This is a genomic window from Pseudomonas sp. IPO3778, assembly GCF_013386825.1.
Taxonomy (GTDB): Bacteria; Pseudomonadota; Gammaproteobacteria; order Pseudomonadales; family Pseudomonadaceae; genus Aquipseudomonas.
Window position 1 is genome coordinate 1 of the sequence record NZ_JACARC010000069.1, and the last position, 21,899, is coordinate 21,899.

Sequence of the window (21,899 nt, forward strand, 5' to 3'; positions counted from 1 at the left end):
GGGCTTCGATGATCTGAAGCAACTCGCTATCGAAACCTACATAACTCTTTGTTTACCAAGGAGTTTTCCGTTTCGACTGCGCCGGAAGTGGGGCGAATTATAGACTTCCAGAATCTGCCGTCAAGGGTTAATTCAGGATTTCTATCAATCGATCCCGACAACCACAAAATCCACCTATATAGAGAGGAGTGCCGAACAAATTGAGCAATATATTGCTCAACGCGCAACAGTTAAGCATCATAGCCACTTCTGCTTCTTTAATACGACCTCGGACGAACACCCTCAATGACCACCTCACCCCGTAGCCTGGCCTCGACATTGTTTCCAGTCGGCCTGCTACTCATTGCCATGGCCTCCATTCAATCAGGCGCCTCGCTCGCCAAAAGTATGTTCCCCATCGTTGGCGCCCAAGGCACCACCACCCTGCGCCTGATTTTCGCCAGTGTGATCATGCTGCTTCTATTACGTCCATGGCGCGCCAAGCTGACAGCCAAATCGCTTCAAACGGTCATCGTTTACGGAATGGCGTTAGGTGGAATGAACTTCCTCTTCTATATGTCTCTGCGGACCGTTCCCCTGGGCATTGCAGTCGCCCTCGAATTCACCGGCCCGCTGGCGGTGGCCATCTACGCGTCGCGACGCGCCGTGGATTTCCTCTGGATAGCCTTGGCCATCGCTGGCCTGCTGCTGCTGATCCCCATGGGAGAAGCCAGTAATGGCATTGATCTGACAGGCGCCGCCTACGCACTGGGCGCTGGCGTGTGTTGGGCACTTTATATTCTGTTTGGCCAAAAGGCCGGTGCCGACAATGGCGTACAGACCGCAGCCCTCGGCGTAATGATTGCCGCACTGTTCGTCGCGCCGATCGGGATTGTCCATGCGGGCGCAGCATTACTCACGCCCTCGCTGATCCCCATCGCCATTGGCGTCGCCGTTTTATCCACCGCCCTGCCCTACACGTTGGAAATGGTCGCGCTGACTCGCCTGCCTGCTCGTACGTTCGGCACGTTGATGAGTATCGAACCCGCTTTCGGCGCCCTGTCCGGTCTGTTTTTCCTTCAAGAACACCTGTCGCTGGCGCAATGGCTGGCCATCACCTGCATCATCCTGGCGTCGGTCGGTGCAACCCTGACCATGCGTAACGAATCAAAGCCACTGGTGCCCGCCGACTGATTCAAGATTTGACGTAGCTCTGGCATTTGCCGCTCAATTAGGCCATGTTTAGCCCGTAACCCAGTGTCACTCATGGAGAATTTCGATAAGGACATCATGAACGCTACACTCGAGAGCGAGCAAAGCCAGCTTCGTGCAGTTAAGCGAGGCGGCTATTAAGGACAGTAATGAAGCGAATTTTGATGTTGTTCCTGATTGTGGCAATCGCAGGTTGTGCCGCGACGACCAGGACCGAAGTGAAACGGGGAAAAAAAGGTCTGCATATCAACTGCTCGGGCCTGTCCTCTTCCTGGGACCAGTGCTACGCCAGTGCAGTCAATTCATGCGGCGCCAAAGGCTATAAAGTCATCGCCAAGTCGGGTGACAACGCCGAAGACCCGGGAGACTACCCGTTCGGTCTCAATCCCGCCGGTTATACCAGCCGAAGCATGATTGTAATCTGCAAATAACTGTCGACGCCCTCACAGGCTCGACAGCTGCTGGCTGAGCACTTCGTAGTTCGATGAAAGGACTTGCGCCTGCACGTGTGGGCTGACCATCATCCGCGCCACCACCAGGGCGCCGATGCATTGCGACAAAATCGCCCACGCCAGGTCATCGCTACCCAACGTTGCGGCCCATCCCGCCTGCAATCGGCAAATCCAGTCCTGCGCCTGTTGGCGCACCGCCACATCAGAACGCGCAATCTCTGCCCCCAGGCTCGGCAACGCGCAGCCCGCTTCCGATTGCTCCACATGGGCCATGCTCAGGTAGAACTTCAAACAGCGATCCAACCGTTCCCGACTCTGGACGCCGCCCCCATTCAACCGCTCAAGGCTGTGGCTCAATTCACGCTCGACAATCGCGCTGAACAGCTCGTCCTTCGAGACGAAGTGGCTATAAAACGCACCGCCACTCAAGCCAATGGCTTTCATCAAGCCATCCACACCCACACTCGAAAACCCGTCTTTCTTAGCCAGCGCCGCACTGCTGTCCAGCAGCTTCTCTCTGGTTTCCTGCTTGTGACTGGCTGAATATCGCATTGCTTCCCCCACTGGTGTGTCAGCTTGACGCCTGCCTGATCGTAGCATAACGTTCGTTTGCCAAACGATCGTTTACTAAAGGATCTTCCATGACGAACAATAAGAAAATCGTACTGGTAGTGGGTGCCGGCGATGCCACCGGTGGCGCCATCGCCAAGCGCTTCGCCCGTGAGGGCTACGTCGCATGCGTTACCCGGCGCAGCGCCGATAAACTGCAACCCTTGGTGGACAGCATCCAGGCAGCTGGCGGCGAGGCCCATGGTTTTGCCTGCGATGCCCGTAAGGAAGAGGACGTTATCGCGCTGATCGAGCAGATTGAAACCGAACTGGGGCCCATCGAAGTCTTTGTCTTCAATATCGGCGCCAATGTGCCGTGCAGCATCCTGGAAGAAACCGCCCGCAAGTACTTCAAGATCTGGGAGATGGCCTGTTTCTCAGGCTTCCTCAACGCGCGGGAAGTCGCCAAGCGCATGGTCACCCGTAATCGCGGCACCATCCTGTTTACCGGTGCAACCGCCGGCTTGCGAGGCGCCGCCGGCTTTGCTGCATTCGCAGGTGCCAAACACGGCATCCGTGCACTGGCGCAAAGCATGGCCCGTGAACTGGGCCCGCGGAACATCCACGTTGCCCATGTGGTAGTCGACGGGGCCATCGACACCGATTTCATCCGGGATAACTTCCCACAAAAGTACGCCCTCAAGGATGAAGACGGAATTCTCAACCCCGAGCACATCGCCGATAATTATTGGTACCTGCACAGCCAACCCCGGGATGCCTGGACCTTCGAACTGGATCTGCGCCCCTGGAATGAACCTTGGTAAACACGCCCATAACAATAAACAGCGAGTCCCCAGCATGAGTAAAACCGTGGAGTTTTTCTTCGATCTCGGCAGCCCTGCCACCTATCTGGCCTATACCCAACTTCCAAGCCTGTGCACGGCAACCGGCGCCCAGCTGGTTTATAAGCCAATGCTACTGGGTGGAGTATTCAAGGCCACCGGTAATGCGTCGCCGGCCACCATTCCAGCCAAAGGTCGCTACATGCTCCAGGACCTGGCGCGCTACGCCCAGCGCTACAACGTTCCGCTCAAGTTCAATGCACACTTCCCCATCAATACGCTGCTGTTGATGCGTGCCGTCACTGGCATTCAAATGCGCCAGCCCGAGCGTTTTCTGGATTTCATCGACTGCCTGTTCCACGCCCTTTGGGTAGATGGCCGCCACCTGGGTGACCCGATCGTGGTAGCCGCGGTGTTGGCTGAGCGTGGTTTTGATCCCGAAGCAGTCATGGCGTTGACGAATGACGACGCCGTCAAGGCCACCCTCAAGGACAACACCGAGCACGCCATCCAGCGCGGCGTATTCGGGGCGCCTGCGATGTTCGTCGGCGACCAGTTGTTCTTTGGCCAGGACCGCCTGGAGTTTGTCCGCGAAGCACTGAGCTAGATCTCAACCACCAAACGCCCTTGAGCGCCGCCTGCGAGTAACTCGTAAGCGGCGTTTGCCGTGCGCAGGTCGAAGTGACGCGCATCGAGGATCGGCTTGAGTTTCCCACCCTCAATCAAACGCGCCGCCCCGGCAAGAATCTGCCCGTGGTGCTCACGCCCCTTGCCCGTCAGCATCGGCAGCAGGGTAAACACCCCGGAATACGTCGCCCCGCGAAACGACAACGGCGCCAGGCTATGGGAACCCCAGCCAAGGCAGCTCAGCACATGCCCGTGATAGGTCCGGGCCGCCCGGAAGGATGCATCCAGCGTCGGCCCGCCCACCGTGTCATACACAATGTCAAAACCTTCGCCGGCCGTGTGCACGGCAACGTACTCCTCGACGGTGTGCTGTTGGTAGTCGATAAACGTAGCGCCCAGCCCCTCGATCAACGCCCGCTGCCTGGCTGAACCGGTCGCAAACACCTCGGCGCCAAACGCTTTCGCCACTTGCACGGCGACATGCCCTACACCACCGGCACCACCCTGGATCAATACTTTATGGCCCGGGCCTACATGAGCACGGTCCACCAGCCCTTCCCATGCGGTGATCAGCACCAGCGGCAATGCCGCCGCTTCGCGCATGCTCAGGGTTACAGGCTTTCTCGCCAGCAGACGCGCATCCACCACTGCAAATTCCGCCAATGAACCCTGGATGCCACCAATACCTGTTGCCAGCGCGTAAACCTCGTCACCCATGTCCCATTCACTGACATCCGGGCCAACCGCCTCAATGATCCCCGCCAAGTCCACCCCTAATACTGCCGGCAATGGCTGACGGGCATGGGCGGCCTCACCGGCACGAATTTTCCCGTCCAACGGATTGAGGCCGCTGGCCTTGATCCTTACCAGAACCTCGCCGCCCCCCGGAGTCGGCTTGGGAATGGTCGCCAGCCGTAACGGCCCGTTCGCCGTATCCACCATCAAGGCGCGCATCTGAGTGGTATCCGTCATGGTCGTCATCTCGTTTTATCAGGAAGTGAACATCATCATGCCCCCACCCACTCATGCCGATAAGACGCCAAACCGCTATAGTGACCATGCTCATTTGGCATGAATTGGTAGCCCCTTGGATAAGCTCAACGCAATGGCCATATTCGTCCGGGTGATCGAGCGCGGGAGTTTTTCCGCGGTCGCCCGGGAACTGCAGACCACTCAGCCCACCATCAGCAAAGTCCTGCGTGCACTGGAGACAGAACTGGGAGGCAAGCTGATTTCCCGCAGCACCCGCAAACTCTCCCTGACAGACGAAGGCCAGCGCTACTACAACCATTGCCGACAAATCCTCGCGGCCGTGGATGCAGCGGAACACAGCTTCCAATCCGGCAAGGAAGCCGTCGCCGGTCCGCTGCGCATCGGCTCATCAGTCAGCTTCGGCCACCTGCACATCGCCTCACGCCTGGCGGGATTTCTCGAGCGATACCCGCAGGTGCAGGTTGACCTGCAACTCAACGATCACAATCAGGACCTGATCAGCGAAGGCCTGGACGTCACCCTGCGCATTGGCGAGTTGAGCGACAGCGGCCTGATCGCCCGGCAGATCGGCACCACCCACCGGGTCACCGTCGCCAGCCCGGCCTACCTGGCCAAGCATCCTGCGCCAAAAACGCCACAAGACCTGACCCAGCACAATTGCCTGCTGTTCAACCTGCTCAGCAGCCAGAACCAATGGATTTACGAAAAGGACGGGACGCGGCACAGCGTCAAGATAAAAGGCAACGCCCAGAGCAATAACTCCGAGGCCGTTCGCGAGATGGTATTGGCGGGACTCGGCATTGCGCTGTCGCCCCTGTGGTTGTTCTTTGATGACCTGAAGGCCGGCCGGGTGGTCGCGCTGCTGCAGGACTACACCCCGCAGTCGTTGCCGATCCATGCTGTTTCGGCGCCGAATCGTCGCCAGTCTGCCCGGGTCAAAGCGTTCATCGACTACATGGCCGATGCCCTGACCCAGGCGCCCGAGCTGCAGCCCCTTAGATAGCGGCCGTACGCACCTGCAACCACTCCAGTGCCGCGCCACTGAGCAGCGGGCTCAGGCGTTCACGGACGTGCGCGTGGTAGTCGTTGAACCACTGGCGCTCCTCCATCGTCAGCAACGACGGCTCCAGGCAACGGGTGTCGATCGGGCACAGCGTCAATGTCTCGAACTTGAGGAACTCGCCAAACTCGGTCTTGCCCGCTTCACGGTTCAGCACCAGGTTCTCGATGCGCACACCCCAACGCCCCGGACGGTAAGTGCCCGGCTCGATGGAGGTAATCATGCCGGCCTGCATCGCGGTTTGCGGTGCGGCGACGGCTTGATAGGCGATCACTTGCGGGCCCTCATGCACATTGAGGAAGTAACCTACGCCATGACCGGTACCGTGGCCGTAGTCCACGCCTTCGGCCCAGATCGGCGCGCGGGCGATGGAATCCAGCAGCGGCGAAAGAATGCCCTTGGGGAAATGCGCGCGGGACAAGGCAATCACACCCTTGAGCACCCGCGTGCAGTCGCGCTTCTGCTCTTCGGTTGGCGTACCAATAGGCACCATCCGCGTGATATCGGTGGTACCACCCAGGTACTGGCCGCCCGAGTCGATCAGCAGCAAGCCATCGCCTTCGATCAACGCGTGCTCTTCTTCAGTCGCGTGGTAGTGCGGCATTGCGCCATTGGCGTTGAACGCCGCAATCGTATTGAAGCTCAACGACACATAACCCGGGCGACGGGTACGTGCGGCCGTCAGGTGTTCATCAATGGTCAGTTCGGTGATGCGCTCACGCCCCAACGCACTGTCGAGCCAGGCGAAGAACTCGCACAAGGCTGCGCCATCCTGCTCCATGGCCTGACGAATATGTTCGGCGTCCGCCAGGCTTTTACGGGACTTGGCCAAGGTGGTCGGGTTAAGCCCTTCGATCAGCTTGACGCCTTTGCCCAGGTTTTCCAGCAAGCCGGCGGTCACCCGTGCCGGATCGACCTGCACACTGGCGCCCGACGGAATGGCCTTCAATGCAGCTGCTACTTCGCTGTAATCACGCAGAGCCACGCCATCCTGCTCCAGCACGGCACGAAGCTCGGCATCGACTTTGCTCAAAGCCACAAACAATGTCGCCTGCTGCTGACCGATCAAGGCAAAGGACACAAACACCGGGTTGAACGACACATCACCGCCACGCAGGTTAAACAGCCAGGCGATGTCGTCCAGGGTCGCGATGAAATGCCAGTCGGCGCCCTTCTCCTGCAAGCTGGCGCGCAGGGCAGCGAGTTTTTCGCCACGGCTGACGGTGGCCTGAGGCGGCAGGTGTTGATAGATCGGCTGGTTCGGCAACGTCGGGCGGTCTTGCCAGACTTCATTCAGCAGGTCGATATCCGTGCGCAAGCGTGCACCCCGTGCCTCCAACTTGCTGCCCAGGGTGCGCGCCGAGGCCACGGCCATGACCGCGCCATCCACCGCCACCACGCCGCCTTCCGGCGTCTGCTCCGCCAGCCATTCCAGCGGCCCGGGCTGGCCGGGTTGCAGCTTGACCAACTCGATGCCACTGCCCTTGAGTTCTTTGGTCGCCTGTTCCCAATAGCGGCTGTCTGCCCACACACCGGCGAAATCGGCGGTGACAATCAGCGTGCCCACCGAACCGTGAAAACCCGACAACCACTGGCGCCCTTGCCAGTAACCCGGCAGGTATTCGGACAGGTGCGGGTCGGCCGACGGCACCAACAGGGCATGAATGCCCTCGCGGCTCATCAGTTCACGGGTGTGCGCCAGGCGCTGGGGAACCGATCCATGGGTCAAAGGCTGTGTGCTCATCGTGTCTCCTGCTAACCACTAATAATTGTTATGGGTTCAAACGGCCCAAAAAGCCGGTGCGCTGGCCAGTGCGGCCTTGATCAGTTGTACCGCCTGATCGATATCCTGCTCGGTGGTGAACCGCCCGAGGCTCAAGCGAATGGTGCGACCAGCACTGCGAGCATCATGGCCCAGCGCCAGAAGCACATGGGACGGTGCATTACTCGCCGAATTGCAGGCCGAGGTCGCCGAAAAGGCAATGCCCGCGCTCAGGGCGGCAGCGTTGAACTCACCCTCGCTGAACGTCAGGCTCAAGGTGTGGGGGATACGCTGGGTAAGGCTGCCATTAAGGCGCACCCCGGCAATGCTATTCAGCTGTTCCAGCAGGCGCTCGCGCAAGGCAACGATGGTCGCCTTTTCTTCAGCGAAGGACGCTGCCGCCAGGGCAAACGCCGTGCCCATGCCGGCGATCTGGTGCGTCGCCAGCGTGCCGGAACGCAAGCCGCCCTCATGGCCACCGCCGTGAATCTGCGCCAGCACTTTCTGCTGCGCACGCGGGCCGACGTACAGCGCGCCAATGCCCTTGGGGCCATAGAGTTTATGGGCGGAAAACGACATCAGGTCTACTGGCCATTCGGCCAGGTCAATCGCCACCTTGCCCGCGCCCTGCGCCGCATCCACGTGAAACAACGCCCCATGCTCACGCACGCGCGTACCAATCGCCTGGATGTCGTTGAGGGTGCCCAACTCGTTGTTCACCAGCATCAACGACACCAGGAACGTGTCCTCACGCAACGCTTCACTCACCGCCTCGGCGCTGATCAAACCCTCGGCGTCCGGCACCAGATAGGTCACGGCAACCCCCGCTTCCTGGAGCTGGCGAGCGGTGTCGAGCGTGGCCTTGTGTTCGATCTGGCTGGTGATGATGTGCCCACCGGCCACGCCTCGCGCCTGGGCGACGCCCTTGATGGCGAGGTTGTTGGATTCGGTGGCACCGGAGGTCCAGACGATCTGTGCCGGCTCGGCGCCGACCAGCGCGGCCACTTGGCACCGCGCCTGTTCAACCGTTTGCCGGGCCTGTTGGCCGAACGCATGGGAACTGGACGCCGGGTTACCGAAGTTGGCATTAAAGCCCAGACACTCCACCATCACCTGGATGACCCGCTCATCCACCGGCGTGGTGGCGGCGTAGTCGAAATACAGCGGACGTTTATTCATGACGTTAAAGACTCGCAGAGCATGTTCCTGAGAGCAGCGTCTCAGGGGCAGCGATCAGAAAGGAAGATGGTTTACCTGATCCCGTGCCGTTAAAGAAAGACCACTTTATTTAAAAGTGCGTAGGAACGCTCCTGAAATTCAGCTTAACAGGCTCAGGGAAATGGATGGCAAACAAAAAGCCCGAGGTTCCTGTGGGAAACCTCGGGCTGTTCAGACCAGGCCACTGACTCAACTGGGGCGACCGTGCAGCGTCACGCCGCGCTCGGCATTCATTTCGCCCTGGCGGTCGAAGCCAAAGGTTTTCTGTGGCTGGCCGGTCAGTTCGGCTTTCTTCTGTTGGTATTCATCAAACGACAGGCCTCGACGGCTCAGTGCCTCCAGCGCCAACTCCTTGCTCTCCTCGGCCGAGTAGCCACGCAACTCCGGCGACGACGGTGTCGCACAACCGGCAAGGACTGAGGTGACAAGCAATACGCAAATGGCGAGAAAACGGTTCATGGCGAAGGTCCTGCGAAACGGGCTGAAGTCAATGAGCACAGGCTACTCCCGCCCTTGCACGGTTAAAAATCATCAGCCGTGATAGTCGCTATCAACCTTTGCGACAGGCCTGATAGTCGCGCCATATATTCCATACAGATCTATAAATATGGAAATACGTTCATTTACGGAATAACAACAACCCTCTATAAATGGCGTCAACGCTCACGCCACTGTTCGCCTGGCAACTGTTGCCCGGGCAACAGTCATTCAACAAAACACCAGGCAGACAACACCGCCATTTTCCAACAACTGGCCCCAAGCCCGCGCCAGCCAGGGGCTGCGCAGTTTGGTACAGCTCTTGCTCAAGCCCTGCTACTGCTCTTGCCCTGAGCCACTGTTGAAAAAGGAACTGTTGATGACCCGTCCACTGAATGTCGTTGCCCTCTCCGGCGGAACCTGGCGCCCGTCCCGCACCCTGGTGTTGACCCAGGCCGTGCTGGCCGAACTGGCCAATCAATTGCCGATCCAGACCACCCTGATTGAACTGGGCGACATTGCCCGGCCCCTGGGTGGCGCGCTGTCCCGCCAGGAATTGCCCGCCGACGTCGAAGCTCAGCTGCAAGCGATCGAACAGGCCGACCTGCTGATCGTCGCTGCCCCGGTGTACCGCGGCTCATACCCAGGCCTGCTCAAGCACCTGTTCGACCTGGTGGACCTCAACGCCCTGATCAACACCCCGGTGTTGCTGGCGGCCACCGGCGGCAGCGAACGCCATGCCTTGGTACTGGATCACCAGTTGCGCCCACTGTTCAGTTTCTTCCAGGCCCTGACCTTGCCCGTGGGTGTTTACGCCACCGAGGCCGACTTCACCGATTACCACATAACCAGTGAGCCCTTGAGGGCCCGCATTCGCCTTGCTGCAGAACGCGCCGCGCCATTGTTTACCGCGCATCCCACCTCTCTGCTGAAAATCGCTTAAGGATTTGTCATGGATGTTTTCTGGTTTCTGCCTACCCACGGTGACGGTCATTACCTGGGCACCACCCAAGGCGCTCGCCCGGTCACCCTCAACTATTTGAAACAAGTCGCCCAGGCCGCCGACAACCTTGGCTACCACGGTGTGCTGATTCCCACCGGCCGCTCCTGCGAAGACTCCTGGGTGATCGCCTCGGCACTGGTGCCCCTGACCGAACGCCTGCGTTACCTGGTGGCGATTCGCCCGGGGATCATCTCGCCAACCGTCTCGGCACGCATGGCCGCGACCCTCGACCGCCTGTCCGGTGGGCGCCTGTTGATCAACGTGGTGACCGGCGGCGATCCCGACGAAAACCGCGGCGACGGCAGCTTCCTCGATCACAGCGAACGCTACGAAGTGACCGATGAATTCCTCAAGATCTGGCGCCGCGTGTTGCAGGGCGAATCGGTGGACTTCGAAGGCAAACACCTGCGCGTGCAGAACGCCAAGGCACTTTACCCACCGGTGCAGAAGCCATATCCACCGCTGTACTTCGGCGGTTCCTCGGACGCTGCCCACGACCTCGCCGCCGAACAAGTGGATGTGTACCTGACCTGGGGCGAACCACCGGCCGCCGTTGCCGAAAAACTCGCCGACGTGCGTGAGCGCGCCGCCCGCCATGGCCGTACCGTCAAGTTCGGGATTCGCCTGCATGTGATCGTGCGCGAAACCGAAGAAGACGCCTGGAAAGCCGCCGCCAAATTGATCGAACACATCAGCGACGACACCATCGCCGCCGCACAAAAATCCTTCTCGCGCTTTGACTCCGAAGGCCAGCGGCGCATGGCCGCCCTGCACGACGGGCGTCGCGACAACCTGGAAATCGCCCCCAACCTGTGGGCCGGTGTCGGCCTGGTGCGGGGCGGCGCGGGCACGGCCCTGGTGGGCAACCCTGAGCAAGTCGCCGAGCGGATCAAGGAATACGCGGACCTGGGCATCGAAAGCTTCATCTTCTCCGGCTACCCGCACCTGGAAGAGGCGTATCGCTTTGCCGAGTTGGTGTTCCCGCTGCTGCCGGAACCCTACGCCAGCCTGGCCGGGCGCGGCGTTACTAACCTCACCGGACCGTTCGGCGAAATGATTGCCAACGACGTGCTGCCGGCAAAAGCCAAGGCCTGAGGCCACTGAGATCTGCTTTATGTGGGAGCGGGCTTGCTCGCGAACGCGGTGGCTCAGAAACAAATTCGGTGACTGACACACCGCATTCGCGGGCAAGCTCGCTCCCACATTGGATCTCGTTGTTGCTTACACAGCACTCGGCTTTTGCCCCCACTTGAGGAACACCGCGTGACAGCCAAACCCAACAGCGTCCTGCCCTCACCGTTGCAGACCGCCAAACTGCTGGCCGCCCAATTCGCCCTCACCGCCGTCGAACGGGACGAGCGTGGCGGCACCCCCAAGACCGAACGTGACGCCCTGCGCCAAAGCGGCCTGCTGGCCCTGAGCATTCCCACCCAATACGGCGGCCTCGGCGCCCGCTGGAGCGAGACCCTGGAGATCGTGCGCGAATTCGCCAAGGTCGACAGTTCCATCGCCCACGTCTTCGGGTTTCATCACCTGATGCTCGCCACCGTGCGGCTGTTCTCCCGCCCGGAACAATGGCAACCCTGGTTCGAACAAACCGCGCGTAAAAGCTGGTTCTGGGGCAACGCCCTCAACCCGCTGGACACCCGTACGGTGGTCAAGTCCTTTGGCGGCTGGCGCGAGTTTTCCGGCAAGAAAAGTTTTTGCTCCGGCGCCAGCGACTCGGAAATGCTGATCGCCTCGGCGGTGGATGAAAGCGCCGGCGGCAAACTGCTGATCGCGGCCATCCCCAGCGGGCGCAGCGGCATTACCTTGCACAACGACTGGAACAACATCGGCCAGCGCCAGACCGACAGCGGCAGCGCCACCTTCGAACGGGTACGCGTCGAAGAGTCGGAGCTGCTCCTCGATCCCGGCCCGCTGAGCACGCCTTTCGCCTGCCTGCGCCCGCTGATCGCCCAACTGACCTTCACCCACATGTTCCTCGGCATCGCCGAAGGCGCGTTTGCCGAAGCGCGCACCTACACCCTGACCGAAACCCGCCCGTGGCATAAATCCACGGTGCAGGACATCCGCCAGGACCCGTACGTACTCAACCACTACGGCGAATTCTGGGTTGCGCTGGAAGGCGTGCGTCTGTTGGTGGAGCGCGCCACCGAACTGCTGGACCAGGCCTGGGCGAAAGGCCCGAGCCTCAACGAAAGCGAGCGCGGCGAGCTGGCCATCGCCATCGCCACCGCCAAGGTCGCCGCCACCCGCAACGGCCTGGAGCTGTGCAGCCGCCTGTTCGAAGTCACCGGCGCGCGCTCCACCCACGCCTCCCTGCGCCTGGACCGGCACTGGCGCAACCTGCGCACACAAACCCTACACGACCCGGTGGACTACAAACTCCACGAACTGGGGGACTGGGCCTTGAACCAGTCCCTGCCGACTCCCACGTTCTACTCCTAGAAGAGGTGCCCATGCAGCTTTTAACCTTACCGCCCTCGCCCGCTCTTGCGACCTCGATCCGCGCCACGGCCCAGGTCTTCGAAGACCCGAAATCCCAGGCGCTGCTGGCGCACATCCAGCAAGTCGCGCCGAGCGAAGCCAGCGTGTTGATCATCGGCGAAACCGGCACCGGTAAAGAGCTGGTGGCGCGCCATATCCACAACCTCAGCGCGCGGCGCAACCGGCCGTTCGTGGCGGTCAACTGCGGCGCGTTTTCCGAATCCCTGGTGGAAGCCGAGCTGTTTGGCCATGAAAAAGGCGCCTTCACCGGCGCCCTCAGCGCCAAGGCCGGCTGGTTCGAAGAGGCCGACGGCGGCACCCTGTTCCTCGACGAAATCGGTGACTTGCCGATGGCAATTCAGGTCAAGCTGCTGCGGGTACTGCAGGAACGCGAAGTGGTGCGCCTGGGCTCACGCAAAAGCATTCCCATCGACGTGCGGGTGTTGGCCGCCACCAACGTCCAGCTGGAAAAAGCCATCAACGCCGGGCATTTCCGCGAGGACTTGTACTACCGCCTGGATGTGGTCAGCCTGGAGCTGAGCCCGCTGCGGGACCGCCCCGGTGACATCCTGCCGCTGACCCGGCACTTCATCGAAGCCTACAGCCAGCGCCTGGGCTACGGCCCGATCACCATCAGCCGCGAGGCCGAGCAGAAACTCAAAAGCTACAGCTGGCCGGGCAACATCCGCGAGCTGGAAAACGTGATCCACCACACCCTGCTGATCTGCCGCAACGGCGTGATCGAACGCGACGACTTGCGCCTGTCGAACATGCGCATCGAGCGCCAGGACGACAGCCAGCACGGCATCGACAACAGCGCCGAAGCCTTGCTGGAACGGGCCTTTCAAAAACTCTTCGAGGAACAGGCCGGCGCCCTGCATGAAAAGGTCGAGGATGCGCTGTTGCGCGCCGCGTACCGCTTCAGCCATTACAACCAGGTGCACACCGCCAACCTGCTGGGCCTGAGCCGCAACGTGACCCGTACCCGCTTGATCAAGATCGGTGAGCTGGCGGTGAACAAGCGACGCCCCGGCGAAAACGTGCAGGGTGAGCGCATGCTGCACTTGTCAATTTAGGCGGCAGTGCAAGGCGTTGTCATGGCTGCGCTCGATGCTGCGCAGCACCTGGAACGAACCGAAGGTCACCGCCGTGGCCTGGTGGGCGCGGATCAGCGTCCAGAAATCTTCCTCACCGTGCTCAAAACACTTGAAGGCCGCCTCGCCGTCTTCGCGGGAGCGCCATTGCAGGTAGCTGAGCACCCGGCGTCCATCATCGCTGACCTGCACGCTGGCATTGATAAAGCCGCCATGGCCCTGGGCCAAACGCTCGCTTTGGGATGACAGGGCCGCCACCAAAGCCGATTGCTGCTGAGGTTCGATCTGGAACTCGACCATCTGGGTAAAACTCAGTTTCTTCTCTGATACCTGCATGAACATTCCCCTCTCACTGTAGGCACAATCTTGCGATTCGATGCCACGCAGGGTAAAACCTCTAGTTAAGTCAAGGTCAAGGGCTTTTTCATGGTCACCAAAGAACTCACCGTCGGCCAGTTGGCCGCCCGCAGCGGCGTGGCCGTCACCGCGCTGCACTTCTACGAAACCAAGGGGTTGATCAAGAGCAACCGCAACGCCGGCAACCAGCGGCGCTACCCGCGGGACGTGTTGCGCCGGGTGGTGGTGATCAAGATTGCCCAGCGCTTGGGCATTCCCCTGGCGACCATCCACGAGGCGCTGCAAACCCTGCCCGATGGGCGCACGCCCACTGCCGCCGACTGGGAGCGCCTGTCTGCCCTGTGGCGTGAAGACCTGGACCAGCGCATCGACAAGCTGATGCTGCTGCGGGACAAACTCAGTGGCTGCATCGGCTGCGGGTGTCTGTCGCTGGAGGCGTGCCCGTTGCGCAATCACGACGACGTACTGGGTGAGCGCGGGCCCGGCGCGCAGTTGCTGGAGCCGTCTACATAATTGCGGGGTAACACTCGATCAATGTGGGAGCGGGCTTGCTCGCGAAAGCGGGGTGTCAGTCGCCAGATGCAGTGGCTGACCCACCGCCTTCGTGAGCAAGCCCGCTCCCACATTTCGATCTCCATCGAGCTTAGAAACCCGGGGCAATCTGGCCCTTGTAGCGGGTCAGGATGAACTGGCGCACTTCGTCGGAATTCAACGCCTTGGCCAGCTTCTGGATGCCCGGGTCGTTGATGTTGTCCGGGCGTGCCACCAGGTACTCGACGTACAGGCTCTTGCCCTTCTCGACGATCAACGCGCTGTTGGTGTCGATCCCCGCTTCCAGGGCGTAGTTGGCAAACACGAACGCCAGGTCCACCTGGCTCACCGAACGGGCCAGCAACGCGCCTTCCAGCTCACGGATTTTCAGGTGCTTGGGGTTTTCCACGATGTCCCGCGGGGTGGCCAGGGTGTTGCTCGGGTCCTTGAGTTTGATCAGGCCGGCTTCGTCCAGCAGCACCAACGCGCGGCCGGTGTTGACCGGGTCGTTGGGGATCGACACCGTGGCGCCGTCTTTCAACTCCGAGATATTTTTAATCTTGGTCGAATAAGCACCGAACGGCTCGATGTGCACGCCCACCACCGGCACCAGGTCGGTGTGCCGGGTCTTGTTGTAGTCATCCAGGAATGGCCGGTACTGGTAGTAGTTGGCGTCGATGTTCTTCAGCGCCAGTTGCTGGTTGGGCTGGATGAAATCGGTGAAGACCTTGATTTGCAGGTCTACGCCTTCCTTGGCCAGCACGGGTTTGACGAACTCCAGGATCTCGGCGTGAGGCACCGGCGTGGCCCCCACCACCAACGTCTCGTTGGCGACGGCATTCAGGGAGAAGACAGCAGCCAAAATGGCCAGGGATTTTTTCATGATTGCTCCGAAAGCAGTCGTTATAGGAATAGGGTTTAACGGCGGCTGTAACGCGCCACCAAACGGTCGCCGGTCATTTGCAGGGCCTGCACCAGCACCAACAGCAGCAACACGGTGACCACCATCACGTCGGTCTGGAAACGCTGATAGCCGTAGCGGATCGCCAGGTCGCCCAGGCCCCCGCCGCCAATCACCCCGGCCATGGCGGTGTAGTCCACCAGCACAATCGCGGTGACGGTGACCGCCGCCAGCAGCCCGCCCCGGGCTTCCGGCAGCAGGGTGTGGCGGATCACCTGCCAGGTGCTGGCGCCCATGGACTGGGTGGCTTCCACCACGCCACGGTCGACTTCACGCAAGGCGGTTTCCACCAGCCGCGCGAAGAACGGCGTACAGCCCACCACCAACGGCGGAATCGTGCCGGGCACGCCGAGGGAGGTGCCCACCAGCAAGGTGGTCAGCGGGATCAGCACAATCAGCAGGATGATGAACGGCAGCGAACGCAGCACGTTCACCACCACTGACAACGCCCGGTACACCACCAGGGTTTCGTGCAACTGGCGCTTGCCGGTGAGGAACAACACCACCCCCAGCGGCAACCCCAACAGCACGGTAAAACCCAGGGCCGCAGTGAGCATGCTCAGGGTTTCCAGGCACGCTTGGCCGATGTCGGCCCAATAGATGTGTTTAAACAGCTCGGCCATGGTTCAAGACCAGTCGTGACGCGGGGGCTTGGCGCCGTTGAGCAACCAGTTGCCCACCACGTGGTACTTCCAGCGCACGGGGTCATGCAGGGTATGCACCCGGGCATTGCGCCAGTGCCGGTCGAAGTTGTGCTTTTTCAAGGTGGACCGGGTGCCGCCGAGTTCGAAAAGCTTGTTGCTGGCGTCGATGGCGATTTCGGTGGTCAGCACCTTGGCCCGGGCCACGGCCAGGGAAGCGTGGGCGACGTTGTCTTCATCGGGAGCCGGGCGCGCGGCGTCCAGGGCTCTTCCGGCGCGGTCCAGCAAGGCTTCCGCCGCCTCCAGGCGAATATCCAGCGCACCCACCTGGATGATGGTCAGCGGGTCTTCACTGGCTTTTTCCACCCTGGCATCGATCCACGGGCGGGCGAAGTGCTGGACGAACTGCACGGTGTCACGCAATGCAGCGCGGGCGATGCCGGCGTCGATGGCGGCGGTGGTCAGTTGGGCGAACGGGCCGGCCAGGGTGGGTGAATCGTAGGAGCGATGGGTAGGAAACAGATTGAACGCTGGCACCCGCAGGTGCTCGGCCAGCACCGTGCCGCTGGAGGTGGTGCGTTGGCCCATGCTGTCCCAGTCGTCGACCACCACCAGGCCTTCAGTGCCGCGCGGTACGAACGCCAATTGGGCATTTTGCTGCTCATCCAGCGCCAGCACCGCCAGCCAGTGGGCGTACAGCGAACCGGTGCAGTAGCCCTTGCGACCGTTGATCACATAGCCATCGCCATGCGGGCGAATGGTCGCCTGGATATCCTGGACGGTCTTGCCGCCGGTTTCCGACAGCGCATTGGCAAACCGATGCCCCTCCAGCGCCAGGCCAAAAAAATACGCCTGCTGCTCGGGCGTGCCTTGCAGGCGGATGTCTTCCAGCAGGCAGTAATGGTTCTGCGGAATTTGCCCCAGCGACGGGTCGGCCGCCGAGATAATCGCTATCACCTGGGCCAGCACCGCGTAGGACACCTGGGCGCCGCCAAATTCGCGGGGCACGCTGATGCCCCACAGGCCGCTGTTGGAATACAGGTCGACCACGTCCGCCGGCACCTGGCGGGTGCGGTCGCGTTCGGCGTCGTGTTCCAGCAACACGGCGGCGACCCGGTGGGCAACGGCCAGGGCGTGGGCCTCGTCGCGGATCAGCTCGGCGTGGGGCGTGTGAATCGGGTAATCGGCAGATACAGGCAGTACAGACATACAACGCTCTCGGGCGAATGGTTTCCCTGAGGCATTGCAGCTTCTGTGCCTGAGGCGCCCGGCCGCCAAACACAAGGGTTTGCGCCCGATGTGCGCACAGTAGAGCACCCATGGCGCAGCAAACTGCCGGTTTGCTGTTGCGTGGCCAACACCTCGTCGGCTGCCCGCAGGCCACGGCGCACGTGGCCTATAGTGAAAAAGCCGTCCCTCCAAAACCCCACTCTGAGGAGAACGAAATGAGCGTTAAACCCATTCCCGAGGGCTATCACAGCATCACGCCGTACCTGGGCATCGATAAAGCCGCTGAAGCCATCGAGTTCTACAAACAAGCCTTTGGCGCCACCGAAGTCATGCGCCTGGACATGCCCGACGGCAAGATCGGCCATGCTGAACTGCGTATCGGGGATTCAGCAATCATGATGGCCTCGCCTTGTGGCGAAATGTCGTTCGGCAGCCCGGGCAAAGAACACCCCAGTGTGTGCCTGCATCTCTACGTGCAGGATGTCGACCAGCAGTTCGCCCAGGCCATCAAGGCCGGCGGCACCGCGATTTCAGCGCCCAAGGACCAGTTTTACGGTGACCGCTCCGGCACGCTGAAAGACCCGTTCGGCCACGTGTGGTTCCTGGCCACGCGCAAGGAGGATTTGACCGAGGCGCAAGTTCGCCAGCGGGCCGAGGCGATGTTCAAGCAAGGATGAAATCGCCTGGGCGACACAACCCAACTGTGGGAGCTGGCTTGCCTGCGATGGCATCACCTCGGTGCAACTGATACACCGAGTTGCCTGCATCGCAGGCAAGCCAGCTCCCACAGTTGACGTGCACGGCCTGAAAGATCGGGCTTCAACACACTTCATGAACAACCCCTCCACGTTTTCCCCCTTGCCCCAGGCGCCGTGTGATTTCAGGATGCAAGCAATCATCACAAGGAGTCATTCCATGTTCGCCGGATTCCAAAAAGACCAGCGCCACGTCAACGGTGTGGACATCAGCTACCGCAAAGGCGGCGCGGGTCCCGGCCTGCTCCTGCTGCACGGGCACCCGCAGACCCACGTCATCTGGCACAAGGTCGCCGAGCAACTGGCCGAACACTTCACCGTGGTCGCCGCCGACCTGCGCGGCTATGGCGACAGCAGCAAGCCCGCCGCCATTGACCATCACACCAATTATTCCAAGCGCGAAATGGCCCGCGACGGCGTCGAGCTGATGAAGGCCCTGGGCTTTGATGAATTCTCGGTGCTGGCCCACGACCGTGGCGCCCGCGTCGCCCATCGCCTGGCCCTGGACCACCCCAAGGCCGTGCAGCGCATGGTGCTGCTGGACATCGCGCCAACGCTGTCGATGTACGCCCAGACCGACGAAGCCTTCGCCCGCGCCTACTGGCACTGGTTCTTCCTGATCCGCCCGGCGCCGTTGCCCGAAAGCCTGATCGAAGGCAACCCGGAACTCTACCTGCGCAGCGTCATGGGCAGCCGCAGTGCCGGCCTCAAGCCGTTCACCGATGAAGCCTTCGCCGAATACCTGCGTTGCCTGAAACTGCCGGGCACCGCCACCGGCATCTGCGAAGACTACCGCGCCGCCGCCGGCATCGACCTTGAGCACGACCGCGCCGATATCGACGCAGGCAACCACCTGAACCTGCCGTTGCTGGTGATGTGGGGCGCCGAAGGCACCGTCGGGCGCTGCTTCGAACCCCTCAAGGAATGGCAGAAAGTGGCGACTGACGTACGTGGCAAGGCCCTGCCGGCCGGCCACTACATCGCTGAAGAAGCCCCTGAACTGTTGCTCGGCGAAGTCCTGACCTTCCTTCGCTGAGCCTTTAGTCAACCGCTGATCTGATCGATCCCGCCCCGCCGGCTTGAAAAAGCCTGCGACGGGACCGGCTTGCCCAAAAAACGTCTCGAGATAATAACAATGACAATCAGAAAACTGCTGGGAACCCTGTATGTGCAGGTGATCATCGCCATTGTGCTGGGCGTGTTGATCGGCAACCACTGGCCCCAAGTGGGCATTGACCTGAAGCCCTTGGGCGACGGTTTTATCAAGCTGATCAAGATGATCATCGGCCCGATCATCTTCTGCACCGTGGTCTCCGGCATTACCAGCATGCACGACGTGAAGCAGGTGGGACGCGTGGGCGGCAAGGCGTTGCTGTACTTTGAGATCGTCTCCAGCATCGCCCTGGTGATCGGCATCGTCGCCGCACACCTGCTGCACCCGGGCGTCGGTTTCAACATTGACGTGAAGACCCTCGACACCTCGGCCATCGCCGGTTTTGTCGGCCAGGCCGAACACGGCGAAGGCGTCACCGGGTTCCTGATGCACGTGATCCCGACCACCTTCTTCGACGCCTTCTCCAAGGGCGAAATCCTGCCAGTGCTGTTCGTATCGGTGCTGTTTGGTCTCGGGCTGGTGATGATCGGCGAGAAGGGCCGGCCCTTGGTGGGCGTAATCAACCAGGCCAGCGAAGTGTTCTTCCGCATCGTTGGCATGATCAGCCGCGTCGCGCCCATCGGCGCCTTTGGGGCGATCGCCTTCACCATCGGCAAATACGGCCTGGGTTCACTGCTGCCGCTGCTGAAACTGGTGGGCACGTTCTACGTCACCGCGTTTTTCTTCGTGGCCGTGGTGCTGGGCAGCATTGCCCGCTATGTCGGCTTCAGCATCTTCAAGCTGCTGGCTTACATCAAGGCCGAGCTGTTGATCGTGCTGGGCACCAGTTCGTCCGAATCGGCCCTGCCGCAACTGATCCAGAAGCTTGAAAGCCTGGGCGCCTCCAAAGGCGTGGTGGGCATCGTGGTGCCCACCGGCTACACCTTCAACCTGGACGGCACCAACATCTATATGACCCTGGCGGTGCTGTTCCTGGCCCAGGCCACCAATATCGACCTGACGCTGGAGCAACAACTGACCCTGCTGGCGGTGGCGATGCTCACTTCCAAAGGCGCCGGTGCGGTGGTGGGCGCAGGCTTTGTCGCGCTGGCCGCCAGCCTGGCGGTGGTGCCGACGGTGCCGGTGGCCGCGATGGTGCTGATCCTCGGCGTCGACCGCTTCATGGCCGAGTGCCGTTCGCTGACCAATATCATTGGCAATGCCGTGGCCGCCCTGGTGGTGGCCGCCTGGGAAGGTGAGCTGGACCGCGAAAAAATGGCCCCCATCGCCCTCAAGCATGGCCGTCGCGCACGGGCCGCCGCGCAGGCGAAGATCACCGCTGAGTAGACCTTAAGTACCAATCCCCTGTGGCAAGGGAGCTTGCTGTGGCGAGGGAGCTTGCTCCCGCTGGGCTGCGCAGCGGCCCCAAAATCATGGGAGCGCTGCGCACTCCAGCGGGAGCAAGCTCCCTCGCCACAGCAAGCTCCCTTCCCACAGCAAGCTCCCTCGCCACACCGGTGCTATTCTGGCGGCTCATGCCGCCACGCCTGTTTCTGATGACTAACAAGAAAGATACCGTGCCCCTACCTGAAGACCTGCGGGTATTCCTGACCGTGATCCGCAAGGCCGGCTTTGCTGCGGCGGCCGACGAGCTGGGTTTGTCCCCGGCCTACGTCAGCAAGCGTATCCAGATTCTCGAAACCACCCTTGCCACCCGCCTGCTGCACCGCACCAGCCGCCGTATTGCCCTGACCGAAGACGGTGAGCGGGTGCAGCGTTGGGCCGTGCGCATTCTCGAAGACTTTCAGCAACTGTCCGACGAGCTCTCCGACGCCCACGACAGCCCTCGCGGCCACCTGCATTTGTGCAGCAGCTTTGGTTTTGGCCGTAACCATGTGGCGCCGGCCCTGTCGCTGCTGGCGGAGCAATACCCCGACCTGGAGATTCGCCTGGACCTGTTTGACCGGGTGGTGGACATTGTCAGCGAGGGTTTCGACCTGGAGATCCGCGTGGGCGACGACATCCCCGGGCAACACATCGGCCGCCGGCTGGTGAGCAACCGCCGGGTGTTGTGTGCGGCGCCCGCTTACCTAGAACGCCGAGGCACGCCGCAGCACTTGAGCGACTTGGAACAGCACGACTGCCTGGTGCTCAAGGAGCGCGACAACGCCTTTGGCATCTGGCACCTGGAACGGGATGGCGTGCAGGACAGCGTGCGTGTGCGCGGGCCGTTGTCATCCAACAATGGCGAGATTGTTTTGCAATGGGCCCTCGATGGGCGCGGGGTGTTGTTGCGGTCGATGTGGGATGTGAAGCCGCTGCTGGAGCAGGGGAAACTGGTGCAGGTGCTGCACGACTACACCCAGAGTGCCAACGTGTGGGCGGTGTACCCGACTCGGCTGGCCTACTCCGGGAAGCTGCGGGCGTGTGTGGAGTTTTTGCAGGAGCATTTCAAGGGGTTGTCGATCTGATGTTGCGGCCTTGGGTACATATCCGTTGCTGCGGTAGCGGCGGTTTTGGCTGTGTACATATCCATTCCTGCGGTAACGGCCACTATTGGTTCCGCCCTTACG

At 61.4% G+C, this 21,899-nt stretch carries 23 protein-coding genes; 14 read left to right on the forward strand and 9 right to left on the reverse strand.

Annotated elements, in window-relative coordinates:
• The first annotated feature begins 285 nt into the window (after positions 1 to 285).
• Positions 286 to 1,173, forward strand: a complete 888-nt coding sequence (rhtA, locus tag HX855_RS29280; RefSeq protein WP_177090905.1) for a threonine/homoserine exporter RhtA — start codon at positions 286 to 288, stop codon at positions 1,171 to 1,173.
• A gap of 167 nt (positions 1,174 to 1,340) precedes the next feature.
• On the forward strand, positions 1,341 to 1,622 hold the full coding sequence (locus tag HX855_RS29285; protein WP_177090907.1) for a hypothetical protein: 282 nt from the start codon (positions 1,341 to 1,343) through the stop codon (positions 1,620 to 1,622).
• Between the two features lie 12 nt (positions 1,623 to 1,634).
• Here HX855_RS29285 and HX855_RS29290 read toward each other — a convergent pair whose 3' ends face one another.
• A complete protein-coding gene (locus HX855_RS29290; RefSeq protein ID WP_177090909.1) occupies positions 1,635 to 2,195 on the reverse strand; it encodes a TetR/AcrR family transcriptional regulator in 561 nt (186 codons plus the stop codon).
• 89 nt (positions 2,196 to 2,284) lie between these two features.
• Here HX855_RS29290 and HX855_RS29295 point away from each other — a divergent pair, with 89 nt between their 5' ends.
• Both HX855_RS29295 and HX855_RS29300 read left to right on the forward strand, forming a co-directional pair.
• Complete coding sequence (locus tag HX855_RS29295; RefSeq protein WP_177090911.1) at positions 2,285 to 3,016, forward strand: SDR family oxidoreductase; 732 nt, start codon at positions 2,285 to 2,287, stop codon at positions 3,014 to 3,016.
• Positions 3,017 to 3,050: 34 nt separating this feature from the next.
• On the forward strand, positions 3,051 to 3,641 hold the full coding sequence (locus HX855_RS29300) for a 2-hydroxychromene-2-carboxylate isomerase (protein ID WP_177090913.1): 591 nt from the start codon (positions 3,051 to 3,053) through the stop codon (positions 3,639 to 3,641).
• Here the strand turns inward: HX855_RS29300 and HX855_RS29305 are convergent.
• On the reverse strand, positions 3,638 to 4,633 hold the full coding sequence (locus HX855_RS29305; protein ID WP_177090915.1) for a zinc-dependent alcohol dehydrogenase family protein: 996 nt from the start codon (positions 4,631 to 4,633) through the stop codon (positions 3,638 to 3,640). The two genes, HX855_RS29300 and HX855_RS29305, sit on opposite strands and share 4 nt — an antisense overlap.
• 115 nt (positions 4,634 to 4,748) lie before the next feature.
• Between HX855_RS29305 and HX855_RS29310 the strand changes: the two genes are divergently transcribed.
• Positions 4,749 to 5,657, forward strand: coding sequence for a LysR family transcriptional regulator (locus HX855_RS29310; RefSeq protein ID WP_177090917.1), 909 nt, complete (start codon positions 4,749 to 4,751; stop codon positions 5,655 to 5,657).
• On the opposite strand, the gene HX855_RS29315 is transcribed toward HX855_RS29310, so the two are convergent.
• From HX855_RS29315 to HX855_RS29325, 3 genes are all read right to left on the reverse strand, one after another.
• Positions 5,650 to 7,458 (reverse strand): aminopeptidase P family protein, encoded by a 1,809-nt coding sequence (locus tag HX855_RS29315; protein ID WP_177090919.1) that lies wholly within the window; start codon positions 7,456 to 7,458, stop codon positions 5,650 to 5,652. The genes HX855_RS29310 and HX855_RS29315 overlap by 8 nt on opposite strands.
• Before the next feature lie 36 nt (positions 7,459 to 7,494).
• On the reverse strand, positions 7,495 to 8,655 hold the full coding sequence (locus HX855_RS29320) for a cysteine desulfurase family protein (RefSeq protein WP_177090921.1): 1,161 nt from the start codon (positions 8,653 to 8,655) through the stop codon (positions 7,495 to 7,497).
• Between the two features lie 228 nt (positions 8,656 to 8,883).
• A complete protein-coding gene (locus HX855_RS29325; RefSeq protein WP_177090923.1) occupies positions 8,884 to 9,153 on the reverse strand; it encodes a hypothetical protein in 270 nt (89 codons plus the stop codon).
• Positions 9,154 to 9,550: 397 nt separating this feature from the next.
• Between HX855_RS29325 and msuE the strand changes: the two genes are divergently transcribed.
• From msuE to HX855_RS29345, 4 genes are all read left to right on the forward strand, one after another.
• A complete protein-coding gene (gene msuE / locus HX855_RS29330) occupies positions 9,551 to 10,114 on the forward strand; it encodes an FMN reductase (RefSeq protein ID WP_177090925.1) in 564 nt (187 codons plus the stop codon).
• 9 nt (positions 10,115 to 10,123) lie between these two features.
• Positions 10,124 to 11,269 (forward strand): FMNH2-dependent alkanesulfonate monooxygenase, encoded by a 1,146-nt coding sequence (gene ssuD, locus HX855_RS29335; protein ID WP_177090927.1) that lies wholly within the window; start codon positions 10,124 to 10,126, stop codon positions 11,267 to 11,269.
• A gap of 168 nt (positions 11,270 to 11,437) precedes the next feature.
• The gene (locus HX855_RS29340; RefSeq protein WP_177090929.1) at positions 11,438 to 12,625 is read left to right on the forward strand and encodes an acyl-CoA dehydrogenase family protein; all 1,188 of its coding nucleotides are present in this window, start codon (positions 11,438 to 11,440) and stop codon (positions 12,623 to 12,625) included.
• Positions 12,626 to 12,636: 11 nt separating this feature from the next.
• On the forward strand, positions 12,637 to 13,740 hold the full coding sequence (locus HX855_RS29345) for a sigma-54-dependent Fis family transcriptional regulator (RefSeq protein WP_010166567.1): 1,104 nt from the start codon (positions 12,637 to 12,639) through the stop codon (positions 13,738 to 13,740).
• On the opposite strand, the gene HX855_RS29350 is transcribed toward HX855_RS29345, so the two are convergent.
• Positions 13,732 to 14,094, reverse strand: a complete 363-nt coding sequence (locus HX855_RS29350; RefSeq protein ID WP_177090931.1) for an antibiotic biosynthesis monooxygenase — start codon at positions 14,092 to 14,094, stop codon at positions 13,732 to 13,734. The two genes, HX855_RS29345 and HX855_RS29350, sit on opposite strands and share 9 nt — an antisense overlap.
• Before the next feature lie 90 nt (positions 14,095 to 14,184).
• Between HX855_RS29350 and soxR the strand changes: the two genes are divergently transcribed.
• On the forward strand, positions 14,185 to 14,628 hold the full coding sequence (gene soxR / locus HX855_RS29355) for a redox-sensitive transcriptional activator SoxR (RefSeq protein ID WP_169385845.1): 444 nt from the start codon (positions 14,185 to 14,187) through the stop codon (positions 14,626 to 14,628).
• A 130-nt stretch (positions 14,629 to 14,758) separates the two neighbouring features.
• On the opposite strand, the gene HX855_RS29360 is transcribed toward soxR, so the two are convergent.
• From HX855_RS29360 to HX855_RS29370, 3 genes are read right to left on the reverse strand one after another with little or no spacing between them, the layout of a single operon-like run.
• Entirely contained in the window at positions 14,759 to 15,529 is a 771-nt protein-coding gene (locus HX855_RS29360; RefSeq protein ID WP_177090933.1) for a MetQ/NlpA family ABC transporter substrate-binding protein, read from the reverse strand.
• A gap of 35 nt (positions 15,530 to 15,564) precedes the next feature.
• A complete protein-coding gene (locus HX855_RS29365) occupies positions 15,565 to 16,230 on the reverse strand; it encodes a methionine ABC transporter permease (RefSeq protein WP_177090935.1) in 666 nt (221 codons plus the stop codon).
• 3 nt (positions 16,231 to 16,233) lie between these two features.
• Complete coding sequence (locus HX855_RS29370) at positions 16,234 to 17,457, reverse strand: SfnB family sulfur acquisition oxidoreductase (protein WP_177090937.1); 1,224 nt, start codon at positions 17,455 to 17,457, stop codon at positions 16,234 to 16,236.
• Between the two features lie 236 nt (positions 17,458 to 17,693).
• On the opposite strand from HX855_RS29370, the gene HX855_RS29375 reads away from it, so the two are divergent.
• The 4 genes from HX855_RS29375 (at position 17,694) to HX855_RS29390 (ending at position 21,797) form a co-directional block, all read left to right on the forward strand.
• Positions 17,694 to 18,155, forward strand: a complete 462-nt coding sequence (locus HX855_RS29375; protein WP_177090939.1) for a VOC family protein — start codon at positions 17,694 to 17,696, stop codon at positions 18,153 to 18,155.
• A 238-nt stretch (positions 18,156 to 18,393) separates the two neighbouring features.
• Positions 18,394 to 19,269 carry an alpha/beta fold hydrolase gene (locus tag HX855_RS29380; RefSeq protein ID WP_177090941.1) on the forward strand — a complete coding sequence of 292 codons (876 nt, stop codon included), beginning with the start codon at positions 18,394 to 18,396 and terminating at the stop codon, positions 19,267 to 19,269.
• Positions 19,270 to 19,368: 99 nt separating this feature from the next.
• Positions 19,369 to 20,673 (forward strand): C4-dicarboxylate transporter DctA, encoded by a 1,305-nt coding sequence (dctA, locus tag HX855_RS29385; protein WP_177090943.1) that lies wholly within the window; start codon positions 19,369 to 19,371, stop codon positions 20,671 to 20,673.
• A gap of 209 nt (positions 20,674 to 20,882) precedes the next feature.
• On the forward strand, positions 20,883 to 21,797 hold the full coding sequence (locus HX855_RS29390) for a LysR substrate-binding domain-containing protein (protein WP_201124923.1): 915 nt from the start codon (positions 20,883 to 20,885) through the stop codon (positions 21,795 to 21,797).
• Positions 21,798 to 21,899: the final 102 nt, after the last annotated feature.

Bases quoted from the DNA above. Each gene is read 5' to 3' on its own strand.
- rhtA (WP_177090905.1), top strand. From the start codon at position 286: ATGACCACCTCACCCCGTAGCCTGGCCTCGACATTGTTTCCAGTCGGC.
- HX855_RS29285 (WP_177090907.1), top strand. From the start codon at position 1,341: ATGAAGCGAATTTTGATGTTGTTCCTGATTGTGGCAATCGCAGGTTGT.
- HX855_RS29290 (WP_177090909.1), bottom strand. From the start codon at position 2,195: ATGCGATATTCAGCCAGTCACAAGCAGGAAACCAGAGAGAAGCTGCTG.
- HX855_RS29295 (WP_177090911.1), top strand. From the start codon at position 2,285: ATGACGAACAATAAGAAAATCGTACTGGTAGTGGGTGCCGGCGATGCC.
- HX855_RS29300 (WP_177090913.1), top strand. From the start codon at position 3,051: ATGAGTAAAACCGTGGAGTTTTTCTTCGATCTCGGCAGCCCTGCCACC.
- HX855_RS29305 (WP_177090915.1), bottom strand. From the start codon at position 4,633: ATGACGGATACCACTCAGATGCGCGCCTTGATGGTGGATACGGCGAAC.
- HX855_RS29315 (WP_177090919.1), bottom strand. From the start codon at position 7,458: ATGAGCACACAGCCTTTGACCCATGGATCGGTTCCCCAGCGCCTGGCG.
- HX855_RS29320 (WP_177090921.1), bottom strand. From the start codon at position 8,655: ATGAATAAACGTCCGCTGTATTTCGACTACGCCGCCACCACGCCGGTG.
- HX855_RS29325 (WP_177090923.1), bottom strand. From the start codon at position 9,153: ATGAACCGTTTTCTCGCCATTTGCGTATTGCTTGTCACCTCAGTCCTT.
- msuE (WP_177090925.1), top strand. From the start codon at position 9,551: ATGACCCGTCCACTGAATGTCGTTGCCCTCTCCGGCGGAACCTGGCGC.
- ssuD (WP_177090927.1), top strand. From the start codon at position 10,124: ATGGATGTTTTCTGGTTTCTGCCTACCCACGGTGACGGTCATTACCTG.
- HX855_RS29345 (WP_010166567.1), top strand. From the start codon at position 12,637: ATGCAGCTTTTAACCTTACCGCCCTCGCCCGCTCTTGCGACCTCGATC.
- HX855_RS29350 (WP_177090931.1), bottom strand. From the start codon at position 14,094: ATGCAGGTATCAGAGAAGAAACTGAGTTTTACCCAGATGGTCGAGTTC.
- soxR (WP_169385845.1), top strand. From the start codon at position 14,185: ATGGTCACCAAAGAACTCACCGTCGGCCAGTTGGCCGCCCGCAGCGGC.
- HX855_RS29360 (WP_177090933.1), bottom strand. From the start codon at position 15,529: ATGAAAAAATCCCTGGCCATTTTGGCTGCTGTCTTCTCCCTGAATGCC.
- HX855_RS29365 (WP_177090935.1), bottom strand. From the start codon at position 16,230: ATGGCCGAGCTGTTTAAACACATCTATTGGGCCGACATCGGCCAAGCG.
- HX855_RS29370 (WP_177090937.1), bottom strand. From the start codon at position 17,457: ATGTCTGTACTGCCTGTATCTGCCGATTACCCGATTCACACGCCCCAC.
- HX855_RS29375 (WP_177090939.1), top strand. From the start codon at position 17,694: ATGAGCGTTAAACCCATTCCCGAGGGCTATCACAGCATCACGCCGTAC.
- HX855_RS29380 (WP_177090941.1), top strand. From the start codon at position 18,394: ATGTTCGCCGGATTCCAAAAAGACCAGCGCCACGTCAACGGTGTGGAC.
- dctA (WP_177090943.1), top strand. From the start codon at position 19,369: ATGACAATCAGAAAACTGCTGGGAACCCTGTATGTGCAGGTGATCATC.
- HX855_RS29390 (WP_201124923.1), top strand. From the start codon at position 20,883: ATGACTAACAAGAAAGATACCGTGCCCCTACCTGAAGACCTGCGGGTA.